The sequence below is a fragment of the Ruegeria sp. HKCCD6604 genome, from assembly GCF_013110635.1.
In the GTDB taxonomy this organism is placed as follows: Bacteria; Pseudomonadota; Alphaproteobacteria; order Rhodobacterales; family Rhodobacteraceae; genus Ruegeria.
On record NZ_WVQW01000006.1, the window covers coordinates 1 to 23,533 of the forward strand.

At 59.8% G+C, this 23,533-nt stretch carries 25 protein-coding genes; 12 read left to right on the forward strand and 13 right to left on the reverse strand.

Features of this window, described 5'->3' with window-relative positions; genetic code table 11:
• The coding region (locus GS614_RS14360; RefSeq protein WP_199491037.1) for a hypothetical protein at positions 1-68 on the forward strand (68 nt) is incomplete at its 5' end.
• Positions 69-245: 177 nt separating this feature from the next.
• Complete coding sequence (locus GS614_RS14365) at positions 246-1,193, forward strand: aldo/keto reductase (protein WP_171363627.1); 948 nt, start codon at positions 246-248, stop codon at positions 1,191-1,193.
• 332 nt (positions 1,194-1,525) lie between these two features.
• Here GS614_RS14365 and rpe read toward each other — a convergent pair whose 3' ends face one another.
• Together rpe and phnF are read right to left on the reverse strand one after the other, a co-directional pair.
• Entirely contained in the window at positions 1,526-2,215 is a 690-nt protein-coding gene (gene rpe, locus GS614_RS14370) for a ribulose-phosphate 3-epimerase (protein WP_171232669.1), read from the reverse strand.
• 169 nt (positions 2,216-2,384) lie between these two features.
• Entirely contained in the window at positions 2,385-3,095 is a 711-nt protein-coding gene (gene phnF / locus GS614_RS14375) for a phosphonate metabolism transcriptional regulator PhnF (protein ID WP_171726625.1), read from the reverse strand.
• A gap of 103 nt (positions 3,096-3,198) precedes the next feature.
• Between phnF and phnG the strand changes: the two genes are divergently transcribed.
• From phnG to phnN, 8 genes are read left to right on the forward strand one after another with little or no spacing between them, the layout of a single operon-like run.
• On the forward strand, positions 3,199-3,657 hold the full coding sequence (phnG, locus tag GS614_RS14380; RefSeq protein WP_171232667.1) for a phosphonate C-P lyase system protein PhnG: 459 nt from the start codon (positions 3,199-3,201) through the stop codon (positions 3,655-3,657).
• Positions 3,657-4,232 carry a phosphonate C-P lyase system protein PhnH gene (gene phnH, locus GS614_RS14385; protein WP_171329998.1) on the forward strand — a complete coding sequence of 192 codons (576 nt, stop codon included), beginning with the start codon at positions 3,657-3,659 and terminating at the stop codon, positions 4,230-4,232. The genes phnG and phnH overlap by 1 nt, the downstream gene beginning before the upstream one ends.
• Positions 4,233-4,235: 3 nt before the next feature.
• On the forward strand, positions 4,236-5,324 hold the full coding sequence (locus GS614_RS14390) for a carbon-phosphorus lyase complex subunit PhnI (RefSeq protein WP_171726626.1): 1,089 nt from the start codon (positions 4,236-4,238) through the stop codon (positions 5,322-5,324).
• On the forward strand, positions 5,321-5,917 hold the full coding sequence (locus GS614_RS14395) for an HAD family phosphatase (protein ID WP_171363632.1): 597 nt from the start codon (positions 5,321-5,323) through the stop codon (positions 5,915-5,917). The genes GS614_RS14390 and GS614_RS14395 overlap by 4 nt, the downstream gene beginning before the upstream one ends.
• Positions 5,914-6,774, forward strand: a complete 861-nt coding sequence (locus GS614_RS14400) for an alpha-D-ribose 1-methylphosphonate 5-phosphate C-P-lyase PhnJ (protein ID WP_171726627.1) — start codon at positions 5,914-5,916, stop codon at positions 6,772-6,774. The genes GS614_RS14395 and GS614_RS14400 overlap by 4 nt, the downstream gene beginning before the upstream one ends.
• Positions 6,771-7,541 (forward strand): phosphonate C-P lyase system protein PhnK, encoded by a 771-nt coding sequence (gene phnK, locus GS614_RS14405; protein WP_171726628.1) that lies wholly within the window; start codon positions 6,771-6,773, stop codon positions 7,539-7,541. Before GS614_RS14400 ends, phnK begins: the two co-directional genes overlap by 4 nt.
• 22 nt (positions 7,542-7,563) lie before the next feature.
• Entirely contained in the window at positions 7,564-8,247 is a 684-nt protein-coding gene (gene phnL, locus GS614_RS14410) for a phosphonate C-P lyase system protein PhnL (RefSeq protein WP_171726629.1), read from the forward strand.
• Positions 8,244-8,792 (forward strand): phosphonate metabolism protein/1,5-bisphosphokinase (PRPP-forming) PhnN, encoded by a 549-nt coding sequence (phnN, locus tag GS614_RS14415; RefSeq protein WP_171726630.1) that lies wholly within the window; start codon positions 8,244-8,246, stop codon positions 8,790-8,792. Before phnL ends, phnN begins: the two co-directional genes overlap by 4 nt.
• Here phnN and GS614_RS14420 read toward each other — a convergent pair.
• Positions 8,774-9,457, reverse strand: a complete 684-nt coding sequence (locus GS614_RS14420) for a DUF1045 domain-containing protein (RefSeq protein WP_171726631.1) — start codon at positions 9,455-9,457, stop codon at positions 8,774-8,776. The two genes, phnN and GS614_RS14420, sit on opposite strands and share 19 nt — an antisense overlap.
• A 52-nt stretch (positions 9,458-9,509) precedes the next feature.
• On the opposite strand from GS614_RS14420, the gene GS614_RS14425 reads away from it, so the two are divergent.
• Positions 9,510-10,652, forward strand: a complete 1,143-nt coding sequence (locus tag GS614_RS14425; RefSeq protein WP_171726754.1) for an alpha-D-ribose 1-methylphosphonate 5-triphosphate diphosphatase — start codon at positions 9,510-9,512, stop codon at positions 10,650-10,652.
• Here the strand turns inward: GS614_RS14425 and GS614_RS14430 are convergent, their stop codons facing one another.
• The 7 genes from GS614_RS14430 to GS614_RS14460 are packed head-to-tail and all read right to left on the reverse strand — an operon-like array spanning position 10,653 to position 17,146.
• The gene (locus GS614_RS14430; protein WP_152457128.1) at positions 10,653-11,129 is read right to left on the reverse strand and encodes a class I SAM-dependent methyltransferase; all 477 of its coding nucleotides are present in this window, start codon (positions 11,127-11,129) and stop codon (positions 10,653-10,655) included.
• A 10-nt stretch (positions 11,130-11,139) separates the two neighbouring features.
• Positions 11,140-11,895 carry a polysaccharide deacetylase family protein gene (locus tag GS614_RS14435; RefSeq protein ID WP_171205570.1) on the reverse strand — a complete coding sequence of 252 codons (756 nt, stop codon included), beginning with the start codon at positions 11,893-11,895 and terminating at the stop codon, positions 11,140-11,142.
• Positions 11,892-13,034, reverse strand: coding sequence for a glycosyltransferase family protein (locus GS614_RS14440; RefSeq protein ID WP_171726632.1), 1,143 nt, complete (start codon positions 13,032-13,034; stop codon positions 11,892-11,894). Before GS614_RS14440 ends, GS614_RS14435 begins: the two co-directional genes overlap by 4 nt.
• Positions 13,031-13,615, reverse strand: a complete 585-nt coding sequence (locus GS614_RS14445) for a histidine phosphatase family protein (RefSeq protein ID WP_171726633.1) — start codon at positions 13,613-13,615, stop codon at positions 13,031-13,033. Before GS614_RS14445 ends, GS614_RS14440 begins: the two co-directional genes overlap by 4 nt.
• On the reverse strand, positions 13,612-14,688 hold the full coding sequence (locus tag GS614_RS14450) for a glycosyltransferase family 4 protein (protein WP_171726634.1): 1,077 nt from the start codon (positions 14,686-14,688) through the stop codon (positions 13,612-13,614). The genes GS614_RS14445 and GS614_RS14450 overlap by 4 nt, the downstream gene beginning before the upstream one ends.
• Positions 14,688-15,935 (reverse strand): glycosyltransferase family 4 protein, encoded by a 1,248-nt coding sequence (locus GS614_RS14455; protein ID WP_171726635.1) that lies wholly within the window; start codon positions 15,933-15,935, stop codon positions 14,688-14,690. Before GS614_RS14455 ends, GS614_RS14450 begins: the two co-directional genes overlap by 1 nt.
• Complete coding sequence (locus GS614_RS14460) at positions 15,932-17,146, reverse strand: glycosyltransferase family protein (protein WP_171205574.1); 1,215 nt, start codon at positions 17,144-17,146, stop codon at positions 15,932-15,934. The genes GS614_RS14455 and GS614_RS14460 overlap by 4 nt, the downstream gene beginning before the upstream one ends.
• A gap of 386 nt (positions 17,147-17,532) precedes the next feature.
• Between GS614_RS14460 and GS614_RS14465 the strand changes: the two genes are divergently transcribed.
• A complete protein-coding gene (locus tag GS614_RS14465) occupies positions 17,533-19,908 on the forward strand; it encodes a mechanosensitive ion channel family protein (protein ID WP_171726636.1) in 2,376 nt (791 codons plus the stop codon).
• Between the two features lie 86 nt (positions 19,909-19,994).
• On the opposite strand, the gene GS614_RS14470 is transcribed toward GS614_RS14465, so the two are convergent.
• From GS614_RS14470 to GS614_RS14480, 3 genes are read right to left on the reverse strand one after another with little or no spacing between them, the layout of a single operon-like run.
• Positions 19,995-21,350 carry a CoA transferase gene (locus tag GS614_RS14470; protein ID WP_171726637.1) on the reverse strand — a complete coding sequence of 452 codons (1,356 nt, stop codon included), beginning with the start codon at positions 21,348-21,350 and terminating at the stop codon, positions 19,995-19,997.
• Entirely contained in the window at positions 21,347-22,501 is a 1,155-nt protein-coding gene (locus GS614_RS14475) for an ABC transporter permease (RefSeq protein ID WP_171726638.1), read from the reverse strand. Before GS614_RS14475 ends, GS614_RS14470 begins: the two co-directional genes overlap by 4 nt.
• On the reverse strand, positions 22,498-23,526 hold the full coding sequence (locus GS614_RS14480) for an ABC transporter permease (protein ID WP_152457137.1): 1,029 nt from the start codon (positions 23,524-23,526) through the stop codon (positions 22,498-22,500). The genes GS614_RS14475 and GS614_RS14480 overlap by 4 nt, the downstream gene beginning before the upstream one ends.
• Positions 23,527-23,533: the final 7 nt, after the last annotated feature.

Consider the following 23,533-nt stretch of genomic DNA (forward strand, 5'->3'; position numbering starts at 1 on the left):
TGCGTTTCGCCATCCGCGAAGGCGGCCGCACCGTCGGCGCCGGCGTTGTGTCGAAAATCATCGAATAATTCGCGCAAGCGAATGATCAGACGGAAAGGGCGTCCCGCGGGGCGCCCTTTTTGTTAGGATTCAAATGCCATGCTTGTCTCGATTTCGAGATAGCAAGCCAATACGCCAAGCTTGCGTTGAACGGCGACCCTCGACAAAATTGCAGTCAGAAATGTCCTGTAGGGGAGGATGGTGGGATGACCAAGCATGTTGAAATCGGCCGGACTGGAGTCAGGCTGCCGCAAATAGGGTTCGGTTCAACAGGTCTGGGAAGCATACCTCAGATATATGGTTACGAGGTAGACGAAGGCCGTGCGCTGGACACAATAAGGGCAATTCTCCAGCGCCCGGATGGCTTCATTGACACAGCGCGTGGGTACGCGATGGGTCGAAGTGAAGAGCGTATCGGGCAAGTCATTCGTGAACTGGGGGGGTGGCCTGAAGGCCGGGTTCTGTCCACGAAACTGGACCGGGACATGGAGAGCAACAGGTTTGATGCGACACAAGCGCGAAGGTCACTTGAAGCAAGTCTTCAGGCCCTCGGGGTGGAACAGGTGGATATTCTCCATCTACATGACCCCGAATACGCTGCAGATATTTCAGAGGTGACCGGCACCGGCGGTGCACTTGATGAGCTGTTCCGGATCAAGGAAGAAGGTCTGGCGAAGGCAGTGGGGCTTGCAGGCGGCCGGATTGACGTCCTGATGCCGATGCTGCGTGATCGTGAGTTTGACGTCCTTCTGACACACAACAGGCATACAGTGGTCAACGTGAACTCCGCTCCAATGATCGAGCTTGCGCGGTCCAATGGTGTGGCGGTTCTGAATGCGGCGCCCTATTCCGGAGGCATTCTGGCCAAGGGAAGTTCTGCTCATCATTATTACGTCTATCAGCAGGCGACCGAAGCCGTTCTGGGCCCGGTTCGTGCAGTTGAGAGTATCTGTTCTCGTTACGATGTACCGTTGGGGGCGCTTGCGTTGCAGTTCTCAGTCAAGAACGCAGACATTGCTTCAACAATCTGCGGGGCGACATGGCCGCAACATGTGGACCAAACATTCGAATGGGCCAACTGGGCTATTCCGGATGCGGTTTGGAGCGAGTTGGCGGAACTGGGTCAATCCCAAAACGATCCTGAAACTGGGTAGGGTCTATCGGTTTTTACGTTGCGCGGTGGCTCATCACCCATTTTACAAACCGTATTGGGGTCCTGGTCGCATTTCGCCCCCTGCCAAGTCCTGCGAACCTCACCAATACACGCGGGTTCTCAACAAGAACGTCAAGGTGGGATGTTTCCCGCCAATTGGGTTTGATGAAGGGTGGTGATGCGCGTCTGTCATCCTCTCAACCGCAAAGTCAAGGAAACGGGCAGAGCGCCTTATTTGGGCGCGTTCCGCGCGGGCTTAAGTCCTTGTTTGACAAGCGCTGCGATCCATACCGGCGGCTGACAGTCTTGCTGACAGCCGCCGGTGATTGCAAATCAGGACAGTGCTGATTCAGCAGCTGCCCGGACGGCACGGATGTTGTCTCCGTAGATCTGTGGGGTTGAAACCGATCCGCCCTTGAATACCGCGGAACCGGCCACCAGCACATCCGCACCTGCCGCTGCCACAAGCGGAGCGGTTTTCGGGTCGACGCCACCGTCAATCTCGATATGCACCGGACGATCACCGATCATCTGACGCAGTTTTTTGACCTTGCCGGTCATGTCGATGAATTTCTGGCCCCCAAAGCCGGGGTTCACGGTCATCACGCAAACCAGATCCGTGAGGTCCATCAGATGCTCGACCGCTTCGGCAGGGGTGCCGGGGTTCAGGGCAACGCCGGCTTTCATTCCGGCGCCGCGAATGGCCTGCAAGGTGCGATGGGTATGAGGGCCAGCCTCGACATGTGCGGTCAGAATGTCCGCTCCGGCATCGGCATAGGCCTGGATGTAGGGATCGACCGGCGTGATCATCAGGTGAACGTCCATCACCGTTTTCACATGCGGGCGAAAGGCTTTCACGGCTGGAGGGCCAAAGGTCAGGTTTGGAACGAAATGGCCATCCATCACGTCAACATGAACCCAGTCGGCGCCCTGCGCTTCGATGGCCTGAATTTCCTGTCCGAAATTGGCGAAATCGGCGGACAGGATAGACGGCGCGATCTTGATGGTGCGGTCAAAGCTCATGGTGGCCTCGTATCAGCTGAAGAGTCGCGGATGCGTATACCCCTGAGCCGGTGGGATGGATAGCCCCCGCAAACGATGTGTTGCCACAAAACTCTCACCGCGCGGCATATGACCCAATGGGCTGAGACGTGGGACCGGCGGTCGGATGCGGCTGAGAACCTTTGTTGGCTTATGCCTCGTTCAGGGTCAGCGTTACACGCTCACCCGCGAAAACCGTGCGGCCGTACTCGACTGGCCGTCCATCCGGGTCGGCATTGACGCCGACCGAGAAGAGAACAGGAGCACCTTCAGACAATTGAAGTTGCAGCGCCTGCGTTGCGGTCGCCCCGCGCGCGGTCAGGCGAGTCGACACGCGGACGTAATCCCTGACGCCGCAGGCTTGCAGCGCTTTGGTGACGGATTGGGTTTCGGTCAATGTCTGCAAGATTTCAGGAAACCGTTCCGCCGGGAAAACGCTCTGAAACAGGGCTATGGGCTGCCCATCCGCCAGGGACAATCCGTCATAGACGTGCACTGGATCACCCTTGTTCAGGCCCAGAGCTTCGGCTTCGGCTTCATCGGCGACGCGCGTGGTCAAAGCCAGGATTTTCTTGCCCGGTATCTTGCCGCTGGCCGAGATGTTCTTGTGATAGCGCACCCTTTTGCCGATCGGATAATCTGTTGGCCGTGCCGCAACAAAAACGCCCGCACCGCGCCGAGCGTGAACCAGACCCTGATCAGACATGTCAGCCAAAGCGCGCCGTACCGTGTGGCGGTTGACGCCATAGGTGGCGGCCAGCTGGGCTTCGGTCGGCAGGCGATCTCCGGTTTGATAGCGCCCCTCGGCAATGTCCGAGGTCAGGCGCAGGGCAATACTTTTCCAGATCGGCGTTTTGCTCATTTCACCAAACCTTCAAACGGTCGCAGATTGCGTTTTGACAACCTGTCAGTTAACATTTGTCTAGTTGTATAGTTCATGTGGACAACCTGTCCAAGAGGCTTTGATGGCAAACCAGACGGAAATCGGGATCAAGGCACGGAAGGAATGGATGGGTCTGCTGGCGCGCGCGCCGGACACCGCCCTGATGACGCTGTGGGACGGCATTCAGGACTGCCCGAGTTTCGAATGGCTGCGCGGGCCCGAAGTGGGTGGTGTCATGGTGCTTGGCCGCATCGGAGGAACCGGCGCTTTGTTCAACCTGGGCGAAATGACCGTTACGCGCTGCTCGGTCGTGTTGCAGGATGGTACGGTCGGTCACGGATATGTTCAGGGCAGGTCGAAATCCAAGGCAGAAGCGGCGGCATTGATTGATGCGATGATGCAGACGGCCGCTGCTGATGATTTGCAGGAACGGCTGCTTGATCCGCTGAGGCTGCAAATGCAGTCGATCAAGACAGCGCGCGCCGCAAAGGCAGCGGCCACCAAGGTCGAGTTTTTCACGCTGGCTCGGGGGGAAGATTGATGCCTGATCAAATGCGGTTCTCGGGGGGCTTTCAAGACGCACCTTTCGACGCGGCACATGCATTCCGCGCGGCCATGACTGTCATGGCGCGTCCGGGTGAAATCCGCGCCCTGACTGGCTGTGAACCACCTGCGCCCTTGTCCGTTGCGGCCGGCGCGCTGCTCCTGACGCTTTGCGACGCCGAGACAAACGTTCATCTGGCGGGTGAAGCCGACACCGATATGGTGCGCGAATGGCTGACCTTTCACACGGGTGCACCGATGGTGGCGGCGGAAGAGGCTGATTTTGCCCTTGGTACGTGGGATGCACTGGCGCCGCTAAACACCTATCGTATCGGGACGCCGGAATACCCGGACCGGTCCGCGACACTTGTTGTGGAATGCACGCGCCTGGAGCAGAACGGTGCGGTTCTGAGCGGCCCCGGCATCCGGGACACGGCGCGGCTTTCTCTGCCGGATGTTCCGGCTCTTCAGAACAATGCGCTGCTTTACCCTTTGGGGTGTGATTTTTTCTTCACCTGCGGTGAGGCGGTCGCAGCTCTGCCGCGTAGCACGCAAATCAGGTCCAGGGGGTAAGCCATGTACGTCGCGGTCAAAGGGGGCGAAAAAGCCATCGAGAATGCCCATGCGTGGCTTGCCGAAGAACGCCGTGGTGCGACAGATGTCGCGGAACTGAGCCTCGCGCAGATCCGTGAACAGTTGAGCCTTGCGGTGAACCGGGTCATGGCCGAAGGGTCGTTATACGATCCCGACCTTGCTGAGCTCGCGATCAAACAGGCGCGCGGCGATCTGATCGAGGCGATTTTCCTCGTCCGCGCTTACCGCACGACCCTGCCTCGTTTCGGCTGTTCCAACCCCGTCAAAACCGGCGACATGGCCTGTGATCGCCGGATCTCGGCCACGTTCAAAGATGCCCCCGGTGGTCAGGTTCTGGGGCCAACCTTCGACTACACCCACCGATTGCTGGATTTCAAGCTGGCGGCCGAGGGCGAAGTTCCAAAGGCGCCTGAAGGCCCTGTGCGGCTGGAACCGATGCCACATATTACCGCATTCCTGAAAGGCGAGGGTATCATTCAGGATGAACCTGCCCGCGATGACGTTCCGGGCGATCTGACCCGTGAACCGATGGAGTTCCCGTCCACCCGCCCGGTGCGCCTTCAGTCGCTGACTCGTGGGGATGAGGGCTTTGTGCTGGGCATGGCTTATTCGACCCAGCGCGGTTACGCCCGCAACCACGCCTTTGTCGGAGAATTGCGTATCGGCAAGGTCGTGGTTGAGCTGGACATCCCCGAGTTGGGCTTTGCCATCGACATTGGCGAGGTCGAGCTGACCGAATGTGAAACGGTGAACCAGTTCACCGGTTCGAAAACGGAACCGCCGCAGTTCACGCGGGGATATGGGCTGGTCTTTGGCCAGTCTGAACGAAAATCCATCGCGATGGCGCTGGTCGATAGGGCCTTGCGGTGGGAAGAGTTGGGTGAAGACACCGTGGGTGCGCCCGCGCAGGATGAAGAATTTGTCCTGAGCCATGCGGACAACATTCAGGCCACCGGCTTTCTCGAACATATCAAGCTGCCGCATTACGTCGATTTCCAGTCCGAGCTGGAACTGGTCCGCAAACTGCGTCGAAAGGCCGAAGAGCGCATGTCAGAGGAGGCCATGGAATGAAAGCCGTCGTTTTTGATATCGGAAACGTGCTGGTCAAATGGGATCCGCATCTGGCATGGCTGGAGGAGATGGGCAGCCGCGAGGCGGTGGCAGAGTTCCTGACGCGCATCAATTTCCCCGAACGCAACCTGCGGGCCGATGGAGGAGAGATGTTCGCCGATCTGGCCGCTGAACTGGAAAATGCGGAAGATCGGCAGCGCCTCAGTTTTTACGTTGAACGTTATGCCAGAACCGTTCCGCAAAAGATCGAGGGAAGCTGGCAGGTGCTCTATCGGTTGAAAGAGCAGGGCACTCCGGTTCACGCGATCACCAATTGGTCAGCGGAAACCTGGCCTGTCGGCGTGGGGGCACATCCCGAATTGGGCGAAGTGTTTGGTGTCACCGTCGTGTCGGGGAAGGAGAAGCTTTTGAAGCCTCAGCCAGAGATTTTCCATCTGCTGTGCAAGCGGGCCGGGCTTTCACCCGAGAACTGCATTTTCATCGATGACGGGCCGCACAATGTCGAAGGCGCGCGTGCTGTGGGCATGGATGGGATCCACTTCACCGCGCCGCACGCGCTGGAACATGCCCTCATCGAAAGAGGCTGCTTATGAGCGCGTACAATTTCGCCTATCTGGACGAACAAACCAAGCGGATGATCCGGCGGGCGATCCTCAAAGGTCTGGCCACACCAGGGTATCAGGTGCCGTTTGCTAGCCGCGAGATGCCGATGCCCTATGGCTGGGGTACCGGCGGCGTACAGGTTTCAGCCGCGACGTTGACGCCCGAGGATACGTTCAAGGTGATCGATCAGGGCGCAGACGACACCACCAACGCCGTATCCATCCGCAAGTTCTTTGAAAACACCGCAGGGGTCGCCACCACGGAAAAGACGGAACTGGCCACAATCATTCAGACCCGCCACCGCATCCCCGAGGCAAAACTGCGCGAAGACCAGATCATCGTTTATCAGGTTCCGATTCCGGAACCTCTGCGCTTTCTGGAACCGCGCGAGACCGAGACGCGCAAGATGCACAGTCTTGAGGAATACGGGCTGATGCATGTAAAATTGTACGAGGATATCAGCCAGCACGGGGCGATTTCGACCGCTTATGCCTATCCGGTGAACGTGGCTGGACGCTATGTCATGGACCCGTCCCCAATTCCGAAATTCGACAATCCAAAGCTTGAGATGGACGCGATCCAGCTGTTTGGCGCCGGGCGCGAGCAGCGGATTTACGCGGTGCCTCCGCATACCAGAGTCGTGAGCCTCGATTTCGAGGACTACCCGTTCGAGGCTTCCAAGGCCGATCATCCCTGCGACCTGTGCGGGGCCGAAGACAGCTATCTGGACGAGGTCATCACGGATGACGCGGGCAACCGGATGTTTGTCTGTTCCGACACGGATTACTGCCGGTCACGCCGCGAGGCGGGTTACGCGGATCGATTGGCTGAAGAGAACGCGCAATGACCCCTCTGTTGCAAGTCAAAGGCATTGAAAAAAGCTATGGCCGCCGGATCAGATGCGCGGATGTGAATTTTGATATCTTCCCCGGAGAAGTGATGGGAATCGTTGGTGAAAGTGGGTCGGGCAAGTCGACCTTGCTCAACTGTATGGCCGGCCTTCTGAAGCCGGATGCCGGGCAGGTGATCTTTGATACCCGTGCAGACGGCCCGGTCGATACGGTCACAATGTCCGAGCCAGAGCGCCGGATGCTGAGTCGCACCGATTGGGCCTTTGTCCACCAACACGCGCGCGACGGATTGCGGATGTCTGTCAGCGCCGGAGGCAACATCGGCGAGCGGCTGATGGCCGTCGGCGGACGCCATTATGGCAGCATTCGGGGCAAGGCCATTGACTGGCTGGGCCGGGTCGAAATTGACGAGAGCCGCGTCGATGACCGCCCCAGCGCGTTTTCGGGCGGGATGCAGCAGCGTTTGCAGATCGCGCGCAATCTGGTGACAGGTCCTCGGCTGGTGTTCATGGACGAACCGACCGGTGGTCTGGATGTGTCGGTGCAGGCGCGTTTACTGGATTTGTTGCGTGGACTCGTGCGTGAGATGAGGTTGAGTGCGATCATCGTCACCCATGATCTTGCCGTGGTGCGTCTGCTGGCGGATCGGTTGATGGTGATGAAAAGCGGTCGCGTGGTCGAGGCCGGGCTGACGGATCAGGTACTGGACGACCCGCAACATGCCTATACGCAGTTGCTGGTGTCCAGCGTTTTGCAGGTTTGAGGCTTTGGGGAAAGATGAAGCGATGATTGAACTTGTTGATGTCAGCAAAAGCTTCACCCTGCACAATCAGGGCGGCGCCACGATCCCGGTGGTGAAAGGCGCGTCTCTGAAAGCGGAGCCGGGTGAGTGCGTCGCCCTGACCGGGCCGTCGGGTGCAGGCAAATCCACGCTGATGCGAGTGATCTACGGCAACTATCTGGCGGCCTCGGGTCAGGTGCTGGTTGCCGGGTTGGACGTGGCCAGGGCTGAACCGCGGCAGATCTTGTTGCTGCGTCGTGACACCTTGGGCTATGTCAGCCAGTTCCTGCGGGTCGTGCCTCGGGTGTCGGCGTTGGACGTTGTGGCAGAGCCGCTGCTGGCCGTGGGCTGTGACAGGCAAGTGGCAATGGACAGGGCAGCCGGGTTGCTGAAACGGCTGAATATTCCCGAACGTCTGTGGACCCTCAGCCCGACGACCTTCTCGGGCGGCGAAAAGCAGAGAGTGAACATTGCGCGGGGCTTTGCGCATGAATATCCGGCAATGCTGTTGGATGAACCGACCGCAAGCCTGGATGCGCAGAACCGGGAAACCGTTTTGTCCCTGATCGAAGAGGCCAAGAACAAGGGCGTGACGATTGTCGGGATTTTTCATGATCTCGACGCACGCGAACGGGTCTGTGACCGCGAGGTCGATGTCTCGGACTTCACGCCGGAGATGGCTGCATGACGCTTGCTCCGGTCATAGCGGTCGTGGGTCCTTCGGGGGTCGGAAAGGACAGCGTAATGAACGCGCTGGTGGCCCGGGCGCCGGGTGTTCATCGGCAGCGGCGGGTGATTACCCGTCCCGAAGGCGAAGACGGCGAAGATTTCGACCGGGTCTCGGTCGATACATTTCAGCGAATGGAACGGGATGGTGCGTTTGCGCTGAGTTGGCATGCGCATGGGCTGTATTACAGCGTGCCGAAGACGATCACGCGGCAGCGGCAGGTGGCCGAGGCGGTTCTGGTCAACCTGTCACGAACGGTGTTGCTTCAGGCGCAGGAGGTGTTTGGTGATCTGATCGTGATTTCCCTGACGGCAAAGCCCGAGGTTCTGTCCGAACGCCTGTCCTTAAGAGGGCGGGAAAGCAAGGCGGAACAGACGCGGCGTCTGGACCGGGCCCAAACGTCTTTGCCCAACGGTTTGAACCAGGTCGTGGAAATCGACAACTCCGGTGCGATGGAAGATACGGTTGCCGAAATCCTGTCGCGTCTTCAACCGGAAAGCCTGTAGCGATGGATAAGGTGGAAGCGCCCGTCCTCAGCCTCGCCCGTAAGGGCCAGATCCGTGATCTGGAAGGGCTGCGGCAGCAGTGGGACCAGATGGGTTTGCAGCGCGTTCCGAGTTGCTCTCAGGGTCGGTTTGTCCAGCTTGCCGCTCAGCGTGATGTGAAAGCGGAACGCGTCCAGTACGTAAGGATAGCCCCACTGAACCAGGTTGGCGTCTTGCTCTGGGGTCAACCCGGCGGCGCGGCGTCGGGCCAGTTCGGCCTCGGAGGTGGGCGCACGAAAACTGTCCAGTTCCCGAACACAGGCCGCGGCAAGCGCATTCAGTGCCCGCGTCTCACCCAGCGGGCGCAGGGCCAGAAAGCGGCCAAACCGGGCGATCTCGAGGCCATCCAGCGACACAGGTGGTTGGCGGGAGGCGAGCGAGCTGCAAGCCTTTTGCAGGGCTTCGTACGTTTTGCCGTCGCGCAGTCTGAACGGTGGCTTCAGTGTCGCGTGCAGCCCGTACTTGCGCGGCACCTCCGTGACGGCGGCAACGTCGATGCCTTCGACAATCGGATGGGCAACCGGCTTTCCCGCCTCCATGTCCCAACCCAGCCAGCTGGTTGCAAATTTCGCCCATTCCTTTCCCGCGGGCGGCGCAAAATAGATCGCGTATCGCGTGAATGTCATATCGGCCTCCTTTTGCGTGGCCTTCCTCGGTCTCAACATGCGTGAAGTTCAGATGACAGAAGACTTGATCCTTGCCAATGCCACGCTTGTATTGCCGAATGAAACCGTAACCGGCACTGTCCGGATTGTGGGTGAGGCCATCGCTGAAATCGACACCGGAAACAGGGTTCCCGCGGGCGCGATAGATTGCGAAGGCGACTATCTCAGCCCAGGGCTTGTCGAGTTGCACACCGACAACCTTGAACGTCACATTCAACCGCGCCCACAGGTGAACTGGCCCCATGCCGCTGCAATTCTTGCGCATGATGCGGAATTGGCCGGCGCCGGGATCACGACAGTGTTCGATGCCATGCGGGTTGGATCGATCCCGTCGGGCGCGCGGCGGTATGGGAAATACGCCCGCGGCCTGTCGCAGGAGTTGTGGGATCTGCGCGAACAGGATGCGCTCAAGATCAGCCACTTTCTGCACTTGCGGGCCGAGGTGTGTTCGGAAACTCTGGTTGAAGAGCTGAGCGAATTTGGACCGGAAGACAGGGTTGGCATTGTGTCCATAATGGATCACACACCCGGTCAGCGTCAGTTTCGAGATATGGGCAAGCTGGAGACCTTTCTGAAGGGCAAATATGCCATGGATGATGACACGTTCTTTCAGCACGTGGCGCAATTGAAAGGGCTTCGAGATCGCAATGGCGCACTGCACGAGGTCGAAGCTGTCAAAGCTGCCCGCCGTTTCGGAGCAGTATTGGCCAGCCATGACGACACGACTGAAGATCAGGTGAAAGTGTCCGCAGGTCACGATATCCGTCTGGCCGAGTTCCCCACGACCGTCGAGGCGGCACGCGCCTGCCACGAAAACGACATTCAGATCATGATGGGTGCGCCGAACATAATCCGTGGGGGATCGCATTCTGGCAATGTTGCGGCCTGTGAGCTGGCCCAGCTTGGGTATCTGGACATCCTGTCTTCGGATTATGTGCCGTCGGCCTTGTTGCTTTCGGCGGTTAGGCTGGGCGAGATCTGGGGCGACCTGGCGCGGGGGATGAAGACGGTAACGCTGGCCCCGGCTCGGGCCGCAGGGTTGGAGGAGCGGGGCGAGTTGCGCGCCGACGCCCGCGCCGATGTCATCCGCTTCCGGATGCGCGCGGGTGTACCCGTCCCGAGTTCGGTCTGGGTGCGCGGTCGACGCGTGGCGTGATCAGGCCGTGTAGAACAGGTAACGGTCCGGGGCGATTGTCTTGGGCCCCTGGATCTGGGCAAAGCCGACCAGGGGCTGGCCTGAAATCAACAACCCTCCGGGCTGCATGACTTTCGCGATCAGCGGGCTGAGACGCTCTGCTTCGGCGACGTCCTCGTGCTTGATGCCGCGTCCGAAATCGTAATGCGCCAGCGCGATCCTATGCCCGTCGGCCGCCAGTCTGAGCAGCATCGGTTCGGCCTCACCTTGCAGGAAATCCTCGGCCGGGGGGGTGCTGTCCGGATGGCATTGCAGGACCCGGTCCATCACCCAGATCCGGCGCTCTGGCAGGATTTCACGCAGGTGGTCATAGGTGCGGCCATTGCCCAGGCCCATATCCAGCACATCCCCCGGCTGGCCACTGATCCGCTCGGCCGCCCAGTTCAATCCGTCGCGTTGGGCCGTCAGTCGGCGCAGCATGGAATCCAATCGGCTCATGGTGATGTCCTCATTCGTTCTGTGGCGCGACCCAGGCTGTGGCGGGCCCGCTCAGCAGTTTGCTCAGAAGGGCCTCGGTAAAGGTCCAGATGCCCTGATCATGGACCAGATGATGGGTCAATATGCCAAAGGGCTCGGTGTTGTCTGAACGGCCTTCGCGTCGATCTCGCAGAAGACCAGCAGTCTGTGCGATCAGGGCGTCGGGTGAGATCAGGCCACGCGACCCGCGCCAGTCGATCGGATCAAGGTGGGTATTGATCTGCTCAAGCCCCGGTGCGGTCAGACGTGATTTGCGGGGCGTTGCGGTGGACAGGATGCGGTATCCCAGCTTTGGCAACTGCTTGGCCATCTCGGGTGCAATGCGATTCCAGGGGGGCACGAACATCTGTCGCATATTGTCACCAAACACGGACCGAAGACGCGCCATCCCGGCCTGCGCATCCGTCACCATCACGTCCAGCGGACGGTCGAGCCGAAACTCGGCCTTCTTCTCGCCGCGGGGCGCATGGTTTGTATGCGCCCACCCGTGTACGACCGGAACAAGAGACGCGCGCGCGGCAACGTATTCCGCCAGCGCGGGCGTCGCGTCGCGTGGAATGACGGCCAGATGCACGGGCAGGCCCAGTTTGTCGGCCAGCTCGGAAAGGCGGTCCAATTGCGGTGTTGGCGCAATGGCATCATCATCGCGCCACCACACAGGCAAGGGCAAGCTTTCGGCACGCCAATGGTTCAACTCGACGTCAAGTGGGCGCCAGTCGGGGTTCATGTGCGCTGCTCCAGCAGGCGCTTGGCGATGTGGACGGATTGGATGGCCCCGTCAAAACCGAAATCCTGTTGTACACGGGGGCCGTCGGCCACGACACGCTCCACCGCCCGAGCCAATGTCGCCCCGCTCAACGCTCTGCTTTCCAGAACTTCGATTGCGGGCAGATCGGACAGGCTTTGCCCGCGCAGCCCTTGTTCCACCTCTTTGCCGTCGTCGAAAGGCACAAACACGGCGGGGGTGCCACTTTGAAGGATATCCATGGCAGTGTTGTAGCCGCACATGCTTACCGATGCCGCTGCCAGGGGCAGCATCTGGCGGAAATCCGGCCGCACCGGTTCCAGAACAACCGAAGCACCTTCGGCCATCCGGGACAATTCCGCGATCCGAGCCTTTGCATCCGTTCCACCGATCAGCAGGCGCCAGCGCCTGTTGGGCATCTTTCGGGCGGCCTCGATGGCAGCGCGAAAGATCGGTTGCCCGACGGATCCGCCGCCAGCGCTGACCAGGATTTCATCCTGGCCCGCCGCTTCGGGGTGAGGTTGGGGCAATGCAGGCGCCACAAAGCCGGTGTAGTAAAGTCGCTTGGCCAATCGGTCCGACACCGGCCAGCTGACCGACAGGGGCGTAACGCTTTCGGTCGAATGAACCAGAATGCCGTCATAATACCGAGACACGATTTCATCCGCGCGCTCGGCCTTGGCGGGTTTGGAGGGCGGAGCCAGAATGTCGCGGACCGATCCGAGAATGACGGGACGCTCAGGCAACGCGCTTGCCGCATTCAGGGCCGCATCGAACTCGGCCGACAGTGATCGGCGACCAAAGGGGTAAAGTTCGGTGATCAGGATCTGCGGCTGGAAGCTGTTCACCGCCTGCACCAGGGCGGCCTCGCGCGTGGCGTGATAGGCCGCGTCAGCCTCGTCGCCGCTTTCGGTCAGCAAACGGGTGAAGTTGGTTCCGTCTGATCTGAGCGGCGGCAAGCCGAACAGGGTCATGCCCGTGCTGTCCAATTGCGGCGCGGGCACGCCACCCGTCACGACCATGACGTCGTGGCCATCATCCCGAAAGGCCCGCCCCAATGTCAGCGCCCGGCTGAGATGCCCGGTGCCCAACAGGTGCGTGACGATGATCATCACCTTCATTGCGGGGCCTCGTATTTGATCAGGCGAACGGGGTCGGCGTCGGCGGTCATGGTCTTCATGTCGACGATATACAGCCGATTGCGTTTGATCTTAAAGGGGGCAGGTCCTTCGAAATTCCAACCCCATGCCCAAGCCAGAATGACCCGCATGATACCGATATGGCAGACCGCGACCGTATCCTGCCGCAGCGCGGACAGCCAGGGGCGAAGCCTGTCCCGAACCTCGGCCGGGCTTTCCCCGTTTGGTGGGCGGAAATCCCAGCCCCAATGCTCGATATGACGATATCCGCTGGATGCGTCCGCGATCAGGTCGACCCCGCGCTGACCTTCCCAATCGCCCCAGTTCATCTCGGTCAACGCGTCCGCGGTTTTCGGGTCGCGGCCGGTCACGATTTGCGCCGTCTCACTGGCGCGGTGCAGGGGGCTGGACCAGATGTCAGCCTTGGCCCAGTCCTGCGGCAATCCATAGCCCGCCAATTCGGCTCGGGCGTCATCGTCCAGCGGTATGTCGCTGCGCCCTTGGATTTGTCCCGCGCGGTTCCAATGGGTGTGCCCGTGGCGGAGCAGTGCAAGCCGGGTCATGATACGTCCTTCAGCAGGGGTCGGAGGGTTGCCCACAAGCGCTCGGTCGCCTGTGGCATCAGGTGGCGCTCTGCCACGTAGTTGCGTGCCGCAGCGCCCAGAGTGTGGCGCAGCGTGGAATCCGACAAAAGGGCCTGCATGCCATCCGCAAATCCCCTGGCGCCACTTTCGACGGATGGATAGGCCGCCGGGGACAGAACATCGCGTACGCCGGGCCGATCCTGAGCGACCACAGGCAATCCCGCAGCCTGCGCCTCGAGGTAAATCATGCCGTAAGCCTCGTTCACTCCGGGCCATGCAAGCAGAGATGATTGTTGATAGACGCGTTGCAGTTCTTCCCGGTCAAGCTGACCCAGAAAACGCACCCGCTGTCCGAACGGCGCCATCAGCGCCTCAACCTGCCTGTGCGCTGGGCCGTCTCCTGCAATGTTCAGGTGCCAGTCCACGGTCAAATGCGCCAGGGCCTCGGACAATATCTGATAAGACGCCAGCTTGTCCCCATGCCGCATCATGCCGACGGTCAGCATGGGTGCGCCACCTGTGGCGGCCGGAGGCAGATCCGAGATGGGCAGGAACGGAGGCAATTCGACCAAAGCCTGATCGCCAAAGCGATCCCGCTGCAAAGTGATCAGGTCGTTGGCTGTATGATAAAAGATCACATCCGCTGCGTTGCAGGCCTGATGCGCCGCCCTGGCGAACTCAGCCCACGGTCCGTTTAACCGACTGGATGCGCGGGTGCTTTCCAGTTGCACATAGGGAATGCCACGCGCCTTGCAAACCCAAGGACCCAGCAGGTCAGGTGCCTTGTAATAATTGTGGTAGGTCACCCACAAATCGGTATCTGATGGCAAGTCAGAGACAAGTCGTTTCGCTTCATCTTCTGCCGCGCGCCTCAGGGCATGTTGCAGGTCTTCGTCGCCGCCTTTGTCATAAATGCGCAAGTCGGTCGCCAGATCGACCGTATCACCCTCAGCCGTCAGCGCTTGCATCAGATTCCGGGCCATTTCACGGTCGCCCGAAGGTTTCGGGCTGTCAGGAGATTTCATCGGGGCATAAAACGCGACCCGCGCCATTACGCGTTTTCCATGCACATGGAGTTGAGGCGTTCCGACAGCCGTGCGATGCCAGGGGCCATCCGGAACTCGGCGATCAGGCGATCATAGGCCGCATGCGCTATCTGTGACGCTTGCTGCGGATTGGCTGACAAACGTTCGACGGCATCCGCAAGTGCAGAGGGGGCGTCATCGGACAGAACCCCATGTGTTCCGGTTTCGATAAACTCGGGGATCGCCGAGACCGGTGTCGACAGGATTGGCAACAACTGAGACGCGGCTTCCATCAACACATTCGGCAACCCGTCGCGGTCTCCGTCCTTCGCGATGCGGCTGGGCAGAACGAACAGGTCGGCATCACGCATTGCTGCGATGACCTGGGGCTGGTCGCAAGCCCCTTTCCAGGTGATCCGGTTCGCAATGCCGGCTGCGTTCGCCTGTGCCCGCAAAGCGTCACCCAATGCGCCGCCGCCGATATGGGTCCAGTGCCAGTTCAGGTCATCGGGCAGCAATGCAAACGCCGCGATCAGATGATCGAAGCCTTTTTTCTCGACCAGCCGCCCGACGGAAATCATGTGAAAAGGATCATTCACAGCACGCAGCTTTCGCGTCGGAGGCTTGGGAAAGCGAGACAGGTCCAAACCGTGATAGATCAGGTCCACGCGCTTGGGGTCATCGGCCAGGCTGCGCAGATGTTCCGCTCCGATGGCTGTGCAGGTGGCACCAAACGTGGCCCCGTAGGATGCGGCTTGCAGCTTTTCACGTTTTTCCCAATCCGGCGACGTCCAGATATCCTTGGCATGAGCCGAAAAACTCCACGGCAATCCGCGCATGATGGCGGCGTAACGGGCAACGGATGACGGCGTGTGCATGAAGTGAGCGTACAACCCTTGCGTCCGGGCAGGCAATTCCGCGGCCAGAACGCAGGCTTGCCCAAACCGTCGGATGCGATTGGGTGTCTGGTCGCGCTTCAAGTCCTGACGCCAGATCCGATAGGACCTGTCGTAACCGGGAAGCGTTTGGGCCAGGGCCCGTGCCGCCCAGACCCGTTTGGGTTCGTCATGAAGATACTCCGGCAGGTATCGGACCTGTCCTGTGAACCGGTCGTGCAAGGGATGGCGTTTCGTATCGGTCGGGTGCCGCAAAGACCAGATGTCAAAGCGATGCCCGGCCTCCTGCAAGGCGACAAGTTCCTGCGCAATGAACGTTTCGGACAGTCGTGGCCAGCCTTTGACCACAACCGCCAATCGAGGAGAATCTGAGGTCATCCGGTGGCTCGTTCCTGTTCCCAGGTCAGCAGGCTTTCGATGCGGTCGGTGACATAGTCCAGCCCGTCCAGCAATCCGCTTTGTATCGCCTGCGACGGCAGGGATTGGTACGGCAATTCCCGAATGGCGCGGATCATCGCGTCCGGCGTCAAGCCATCCCGCTTTTCATCCAGCATTCGGACAAGGCCCAGCCCTTCTGCGCGCGAGGCCCGTATCCACTGTTCCAGACGAGGCGTGGTACGCGGGACGATGACAGCGCGTTTGTCAAAGGAAAGAACCTCGCAGAACGTGTTGTAGCCGCCCATGCAGACGACGCCTTCGGCCCCTGCAAACAGCGTTTCGATCTGGGATTCGAACCCAACGGCGGTGACGCGACCGTTCAATGCGGCAACGCGGGTTTCGAAATCTTCGCGCAACTCACCGGACAGGAAGGGGCCATAGACCAAAACCGCCCGCGGCGACAGGTTTGGATCTTTTTCATAGGCAGACAGGACGAGGTTGACCATCGCCTTGCCGTCGCCGCCGCCGCCGGGCGTGATCAGGATATAGGGTTGTTGCGGAGGCTCGCCGACCGGACCAAGATCGCGGCGCAGATATCCCGTCCAGTGGATGCGGGACTGTGCCGCGGCGCTCAGCGGCAACCCCTTTGTCGGGTCGTAAATCGACTGCAAACCGTAAACCCAGATTTCGTGATAAAACCGTTCGGTGGCTTCAACCGCTTCCTTGCGCGCCCACTCGGCGGCCAGGACTTCGGGTTCATCCAGAACATCGCGCAACCCAAGCACCATTTTGGTTCCGCAGTTCTGTTGCAGGTGGTTCAGTGTCGGCAGCAGCTCACCCCGGAACCCCGTCGGTTCCTTGTCGACGATCAGCACATCAGGGTCGAACTGCTGAACAGCGGTTTGAATCAGACCCGACCGCAACTCGGTCACTTCTTCGATGCCCATCCCGATCGTGCGTGCAGCATAAGACCCGTCTGCGCGTTTGGTGACACCGGGCAGGCGCACGTGGTCAACGCGACGGGGAAAGGTAAACCGTCCGGCCACGGGTGATCCCGTCAGGATCAGCGCGGATGCGCTTTGGTCCGCCTGCGTGATCGCGGCCGCCAAAGCCCGAGACCGGCGAAGATGGCCCAGCCCGAACGTGTCGTGACTGTAAAACAGGATACGCGGTGCGCGGCCCGGTTTGGAATTGGTTTTGCCTAGGCTCATAGTGTTGCCTGTCTTCTTGATCCCGGTTCGAAATCCGCGCGTTTGCAAGCGTTACTGTATATATCCCCGTCACGCTTGCCAAAGGAGGAATTGCTCTTCCGCAAATGTTCCAAGCATTGCGATTTGGCAACAGCATATTGACGGTTTCGCGTCATGTCGCACCAAGGCTTGAGGGGGATCGCAAAAGAACCGGTGAACTGGCAAAGGGGCAGGGCCTACAGATCCCGTTCATATTCAATTTTCGCCAGTTTGAAAACATCCGGAATCAGGCAGTGCGCCAAGAACACGCCCGGACACGATATTGAGCAGGGTGCGCCCGAGTGTTTGAACTGCCTGAAACCCTTCTGTAATCTGACCGCTATCGGAAAAACTGGATGCAAAACCCCATGAAACATACCTTTCTGGCCGCAACACTTCTGGCTTTGTGGGCTTTTGTACTGGCGCTTCCGGTCAGCGTTTCAGCGCAAACATCCTTGATTCCGGGATACAACGCGGACAGTTCGTCTGCGTCTACGCAGGAAAGCGACTTGGCTGCCGCAATTCGCGCCGCCAGCGAAGCCGGGGCCAGTGTGATCGTCATCGACAGCGCCGGGCAGGTTGTGACAACGGCAGGCGGCACGGATGCGGGCACGAATGATGCGGCGGGCGATTCGAACAATCCCATGGGTGAGGGATCGCAGCTGATGAAGGCGCAGGAGCGGTTCTCGAAATTCCGTGAGTCCATGCAATCACGGCTTGAGGCGCTGCCGTATTCGGTGTTCGAAGTGAAGTATATCCTGCGCCAGACCAGTCCGGACGGTCGCATTCAGACCTATGTGGAAGTTCTGGGCTGGAACATTCTGTTCCTGTTGTTGGGCCGCTGGCTGTCTATCGAGATATACGGGAAACGCATCGCGCGCCGCTGGGTCGTGGCGCGGATCAAGGATGAACCGCAGGGTTACCGAGAAAAGATGCCCTTCCTTCTGTTCCGGTTCCTGATGGGGATCGGAGCGACGATATTTGCCATGCTCATGGCCCTGATCGTCGGATACCTGTTTTTTGGTGAAGCTGACGATATCTCGATCCAGTTCACGGTCACGGCGATCTTCACGGCGTTCTTCCTGTCGCGCACGGTGTCCGATCTGTGGCGGATGGTTCTGTCACCTTACCTGAGCCAATACCGGCTGCCACCGTTCTCGGACCGGGACGCCAAGCGGCTGTATCTGTGGGCTTCGGCACTCGCGACCTATGACATCACGGTTGTTCTGTTTTCGACCTGGGTTGCGGATTTCGGGCTGAACTACAACGTCTACGCCATGGTCTATGGCTGCCTGACAATGGTGGGCGCTTTCGGCAATATTCTGATGATCCTGTTCAATGCCCGGGCCATTTCAAATGCAATCCGGGGCGGCAGAGCGCCGGATCAGGTCTCGTGGTTGTTGCGGTTCGTATCCTTCGGCTGGGCACCTGCACTGATCGTCTATGTCGTGTTCAGCTGGTTCCGTCTGGCGGTTGATCTTGCACTGGAGAACCCAACGCCGCTGCCGCTGATCGCAAGCAGCTATATGATCTTCATGTCCGTCGTCGTTGCCTATGGTGCGATGAACTACGTGCTGGAGCGGTATTTTGACCGTTCGCGCAAGATCAACGAGATAAACGAAGAAACCGCCGCTGCCGAAGCGGATGCCGAGCCCGTGGAAACGCCCGAGGCAGAACAGCGCAAACAGTATCTTCTGACCTATGAGGATCTGGCGCGCCGGGTGGCCGGAATTCTGGCCTTTGTGATTGGTGTCTACGCCCTTGTGGTGATTTGGTATCCCGATGCGGACTGGAGCGAGGACCTGCCAGTTGCACGCGTGCTGGATGTAATGGTCATCATTTTCATCGGCTACATCCTGTTTCATTTCTTTCGCATCTGGATCGACAGCAAGATAGCGGAAGAAGTCGATGATGGCACCGAGGCCGAACTGGGCGATGAGGGCGGGGAAGGCGGGCAAAGCCGGCTGGCGACGCTGCTGCCATTGTTCCGCGGCGCAATTCTGGCCGTTGTGGTCGTGACCATCATGCTGATCGTTCTCATGGAACTTGGTATCAATGTCAGCCCGCTGTTTGCCGGTGCCGGTGTGGTTGGTCTGGCTGTCGGTTTCGGATCTCAAACACTGGTGCGGGACATCTTTTCCGGGGCGTTTTTCCTGATGGATGATGCCTTTCGGAAGGGTGAGTACATCGATATCGGAGACGTCAAGGGAACGGTCGAGAAAATCTCGGTCCGGTCCTTCCAGCTGCGTCACCATCTTGGCGCGCTGAACACGATTCCTTTTGGCGAAATCAAGGTTCTGACGAACTATTCCCGTGACTGGGTGATCATGAAACTGCCGCTGCGCGTGACCTATGACACTGACGTGGAAAAGGTGCGAAAGCTGATCAAGAAGCTGGGGCAGGAATTGCTGAGCGATCCTGTGATCGGCGAAAACTTCATACAGCCGCTGAAGTCTCAGGGTGTGATCGAAATGCAGGATTCAGCGATGATCATCCGGGTCAAGTTCATGACCAAACCGGGCGATCAGTGGCTGGTACGCAAGAGGGTCTATCAGGAAATTCGCGAGCTGTTCGCGCGGGAAGGCATCAAATTCGCGCATCGCGAAGTCACCGTGAGGTTGGCGGACGGCAAAGAGGCCGATGACTTGACGCCGAAACAGCGTGAGGCGGTAACAGGCGCGGTGCAGGCGGCGATCGATGAGGATTACCTGGACGATATCGGCCCTGGGGGCGATGATCGATAGGGGCGCTCCCGTCGCTTTGGACTGCGTCTCTTACGAGACGCCACCCAATGCGTTGGGCCCGGCCGCGCGTCTCGCGCGGCGGATGGTCAGTAGGCGTCGAGTGGCCAGACAGGTTCCGAACTGCCCAGTTTCGACGCAGGCAAATCCCAGCGCATCGTCGCTTCGCCGACCCTCAGCGCAGGGTTGAGGCGATGGCCCGGCCCCCAGCCGGACGCCTCCGTCGCCGTGCCGTAATCCGTTGTTGCCGGGGTGATGGGCGCGGATTGTGCTTCGTCTTTGCCGAGCACGGCCAGAAGTTCGGCGGTGCGCGCCAGAGAGAGATGCGCGTGCATGATGGAATTGCCTGATGCGGCCTCGGCCAGTGCGGACAGGACGGCAGCCGCCATCAGATAGCCGGTCGCGTGGTCCAGAGCCTGAACCGGCAACGGGGTCGGCTTGTCCGCGTTCGCCCACCCCATCCCGGCATGGGCGATACCCGCGCTCATCTGGACAAGGCTGTCAAACCCGCGCCGGGTCGACCATGGACCTTGCCAGCCATAGGCATCCAGCGTGACTTCGATCCGGTTCGGAGCCAGCTCGTCACGTTTGGCCCGGGTCAGACCCAGTGCCTCCAGCGCGCCGGGTCGATACCCGTGTACGAACACATCCGCTTGAGCCAGCAACCCATGCAATCGTTCAAGGCCGGTTTCGGATTTCAGATCAAGATAGGCGCAGCGCTTTCCCAGCGATATGTCGGGGATCACCCCCGGTTCATCCCAGCCAGGCGGATCGATGCGCAAGACCTCGGCTCCGAACCCTGCAAGCGTTCGGGTAGAAACCGGGCCGGCCAGAACGCGCGTCAGATCCAGCACCCGCAACCCGGCCAGAGGCCGGTCAGCGGTGGCCCGAGGTCTGTCGCGCAGATTGACATAGCGCGGTCCCTGCCATCCGATCAAAGGGTCGCGCGACACGGCGCGGCCTTGTGGGTGATCAAGCCATTCCGTCCGGCTGCGCATGGCAGCGGCCACCCCACCTTCGGCAACAACCGCCGTTTCCAGATCCGATACTGACCAAGACCTGACGGCTTTTGCCACGGCTTCACGCTCTGGCTGGGTGGCAAGGACTTTCAACGCGGCAGAGCGATGGCGGGGCAGGTTTGTGTGCAGCCTGATCCAGCCATCAGCGGCTTTGTAGTCGCCCGCGACCGCGTCCCACAAACTGGGCATGTCCCAACCTTCCGGTTTGAAGGAATAGCCGAACCACAGAGATGCCAGCCGATGATCGATCGAGACTTCGGGTGCGTTCGTGGACAGGTTGATCGCCTGGATCAGCCGGGCCATTTCCCGCCCCACGGCTGCGAAACTGGCGGTGGCCAGTTCGGAAACGGCAAAGGCGCTTGGCAGAACACCGGCACCGACCCTGTGATAGCTGCCGGCAGCGGGAAGCGTGGCCAGCAGACTCATTGCTGATAGGGGTCGAGACTGTCGCGCAGCCCGTCACCAAGGAAGTTGAACGCCAATACCACGACAATGATCGGCAGCATCGGGATTGCCGTCCAGGGATAGATCTCGATCGACGCGAGGTTCTGCGCGTCATTCAGCATCACGCCCCAACTGACTGCGGGTGCGCGCAGGCCGAGGCCAAGAAAACTGAGCGCCGTTTCCCCCAGGATCATGGCAGGGATCGACAATGTGGCCGATGCAATCAGGTGCGACATGAAGTTGGGCAGCAGGTGCTTGCGGATCACACGGCCAGAACTTGCCCCCATCATCTCGGCGGCTCTGACATATTCCTCTTCCCGCAAAGACAGGAACTTCGCGCGAACCGAGCGCGCCAGGCCCGGCCAGTCCAAGATGCCCAGAATGATCGAAATGATGAAGAACACCGCGACCGGGCTCCAGTTCGAAGGCACGGCGGCGGAAAGGGCCAGCCACAGCGGCAGTTCCGGCAACGAACGCAGGATTTCGATGACGCGGTTGATGGTCCAGTCGATACGCCCGCCGAAATAGCCGGCCATCGAACCGAACAGGATGCCAAGAAAGAAGGACACCGAGATACCGATCAGACCCACCGTCAAAGACAGTTGCGCGCCATAGAGAATACGGCTGAAGATGTCTCGGCCCAGACGGTCGGATCCCCACAGGAACAGCGTTGTCCCCTCTGGCGGGCAGAACAGGTGTGTTTCCGACGGTATGAAACCGGCCAGCTTGTATTCAGAGCCTTCGCAGAAGAACCGGATCGGGCGCGGGTCTTCCGTGTCGGGGACAAACTTCCATTGGAAGGTTTCAAGGTCCGCCTCGGCGACGATCGGATAGACATGTGGGCCGATGAACTCACCCTCGTGAAACCAGTTTACCGATTGTGGTGGCGCGTACAGGTGCTCTCCGTTTCGGTCATTTGGCCCGTAAGGCGCAATAAACCCGGCAAAGGGCAGCATTAGATAGCAAACCAGCAGGAAAATGCCCGAGATCAGGCCCAGCTTGTGGGTTTTGAACTTGCGCCAGACCAGAACCCAGTTGGGGGCATCCAGATCGGCGCGTTCCAGCTGCTGAATCGAGGCCTGCGGATCAAACGGCGCATCATCGACATAGCGGTTGTCAGGACGATCAGTCATGCCTCGCGCCCCTCATACCGAATGCGCGGATCCAGCATCACCAGCAGGATATCAGAAATCATCGTGCCGATCAGCGTCAGCAGGGCGACGAACATCAGGATGAACGCGGACAGGAATTGATCCTGCGTCTTCAAAGCAGTCAGCAGAGTAGGGCCAATGGTTTGCAGGCCCAGAACGACCGATACCAGAACCGAGCCGGACACCATCGACGGCAGCAGGTTGCCTATATCGGCGACAAAGGGGTTGAAGGCCACCCGCAGCGGATACTTGGTCAGCATCCGTGACGGGGCCATGCCCTTCGCGATGGCGGTTTCCACATAGGGTTTGCCGAGTTCGTCCAGCATGTTCGCGCGCAGACGCTGCATCATCGCCGATGCGCCTGAAGTGCCGATGACGAAGGTCGGTACGATCAGGTGGATGAGGATGGATTTCAGTTTCTCCCAACTCATCGGCTGGCCTTCGAAACTCGGATCCATCAAGCCCCCGATCGGCAGGTTGAAATACTGGTGGCCATAGTAGAACAGGATCAGCGCCAGCAAAAAGTTCGGCGTTGCCAGCCCCAGATATCCTACGAAGGCCGAGGTATAGTCGATCCATGTCCGGGACCGCGCGGCGGCGATAACGCCCAGCGGCAATGCGACGGCATAAACAAACAGGATCGCAGCCAGATTGACCACAACCGTCAACCAAAGCGTGTCGCCGACGATTTCGGAAACGGGACGGTCGAATTCAAAGGACCACCCGTAATTGCCCTGGATCAACCCCGAAAACCCGTGCGGTCCGGGCCAGAATCCCATCCAGATCAGGTATTGTTCCCACATCGGACGGTCCAGAGCGTATTCAGCGCGCAGGAACTCTGCCTTTGCGACACCTGCCGACTGGCCCGAGGCCTGAAGTTCAGCGATCTGGTTGCTCAGATAGTCGCCGGGCGGAAGGTTGATGATTACAAAAACCAGAACCGAGACCACCAACAAAGTCAGCAGCATCGTGAAAAAGCGATACACCACGTAGCGCAGCATGATCATTTAGCTG

Excerpts from the sequence above, each read along its gene's own strand:
- GS614_RS14400 (WP_171726627.1), top strand. The coding sequence starts at position 5,914 with ATGAGCGCGTACAATTTCGCCTATCTGGACGAACAAACCAAGCGGATG.
- GS614_RS14365 (WP_171363627.1), top strand. The coding sequence starts at position 246 with ATGACCAAGCATGTTGAAATCGGCCGGACTGGAGTCAGGCTGCCGCAA.
- GS614_RS14480 (WP_152457137.1), bottom strand. The coding sequence starts at position 23,526 with ATGATCATGCTGCGCTACGTGGTGTATCGCTTTTTCACGATGCTGCTG.
- GS614_RS14430 (WP_152457128.1), bottom strand. The coding sequence starts at position 11,129 with ATGAGCCGATTGGATTCCATGCTGCGCCGACTGACGGCCCAACGCGAC.
- GS614_RS14440 (WP_171726632.1), bottom strand. The coding sequence starts at position 13,034 with ATGAAGGTGATGATCATCGTCACGCACCTGTTGGGCACCGGGCATCTC.
- phnK (WP_171726628.1), top strand. The coding sequence starts at position 6,771 with ATGACCCCTCTGTTGCAAGTCAAAGGCATTGAAAAAAGCTATGGCCGC.
- GS614_RS14435 (WP_171205570.1), bottom strand. The coding sequence starts at position 11,895 with ATGAACCCCGACTGGCGCCCACTTGACGTCGAGTTGAACCATTGGCGT.
- GS614_RS14475 (WP_171726638.1), bottom strand. The coding sequence starts at position 22,501 with ATGACTGATCGTCCTGACAACCGCTATGTCGATGATGCGCCGTTTGAT.
- GS614_RS14425 (WP_171726754.1), top strand. The coding sequence starts at position 9,510 with ATGACAGAAGACTTGATCCTTGCCAATGCCACGCTTGTATTGCCGAAT.
- phnG (WP_171232667.1), top strand. The coding sequence starts at position 3,199 with ATGGCAAACCAGACGGAAATCGGGATCAAGGCACGGAAGGAATGGATG.
- phnF (WP_171726625.1), bottom strand. The coding sequence starts at position 3,095 with ATGAGCAAAACGCCGATCTGGAAAAGTATTGCCCTGCGCCTGACCTCG.
- phnH (WP_171329998.1), top strand. The coding sequence starts at position 3,657 with ATGCCTGATCAAATGCGGTTCTCGGGGGGCTTTCAAGACGCACCTTTC.
- GS614_RS14395 (WP_171363632.1), top strand. The coding sequence starts at position 5,321 with ATGAAAGCCGTCGTTTTTGATATCGGAAACGTGCTGGTCAAATGGGAT.
- GS614_RS14445 (WP_171726633.1), bottom strand. The coding sequence starts at position 13,615 with ATGACCCGGCTTGCACTGCTCCGCCACGGGCACACCCATTGGAACCGC.
- GS614_RS14450 (WP_171726634.1), bottom strand. The coding sequence starts at position 14,688 with ATGGCGCGGGTCGCGTTTTATGCCCCGATGAAATCTCCTGACAGCCCG.
- GS614_RS14465 (WP_171726636.1), top strand. The coding sequence starts at position 17,533 with ATGAAACATACCTTTCTGGCCGCAACACTTCTGGCTTTGTGGGCTTTT.
- GS614_RS14420 (WP_171726631.1), bottom strand. The coding sequence starts at position 9,457 with ATGACATTCACGCGATACGCGATCTATTTTGCGCCGCCCGCGGGAAAG.
- GS614_RS14460 (WP_171205574.1), bottom strand. The coding sequence starts at position 17,146 with ATGAGCCTAGGCAAAACCAATTCCAAACCGGGCCGCGCACCGCGTATC.
- phnN (WP_171726630.1), top strand. The coding sequence starts at position 8,244 with ATGACGCTTGCTCCGGTCATAGCGGTCGTGGGTCCTTCGGGGGTCGGA.
- phnL (WP_171726629.1), top strand. The coding sequence starts at position 7,564 with ATGATTGAACTTGTTGATGTCAGCAAAAGCTTCACCCTGCACAATCAG.
- GS614_RS14455 (WP_171726635.1), bottom strand. The coding sequence starts at position 15,935 with ATGACCTCAGATTCTCCTCGATTGGCGGTTGTGGTCAAAGGCTGGCCA.
- rpe (WP_171232669.1), bottom strand. The coding sequence starts at position 2,215 with ATGAGCTTTGACCGCACCATCAAGATCGCGCCGTCTATCCTGTCCGCC.
- GS614_RS14390 (WP_171726626.1), top strand. The coding sequence starts at position 4,236 with ATGTACGTCGCGGTCAAAGGGGGCGAAAAAGCCATCGAGAATGCCCAT.
- GS614_RS14470 (WP_171726637.1), bottom strand. The coding sequence starts at position 21,350 with ATGAGTCTGCTGGCCACGCTTCCCGCTGCCGGCAGCTATCACAGGGTC.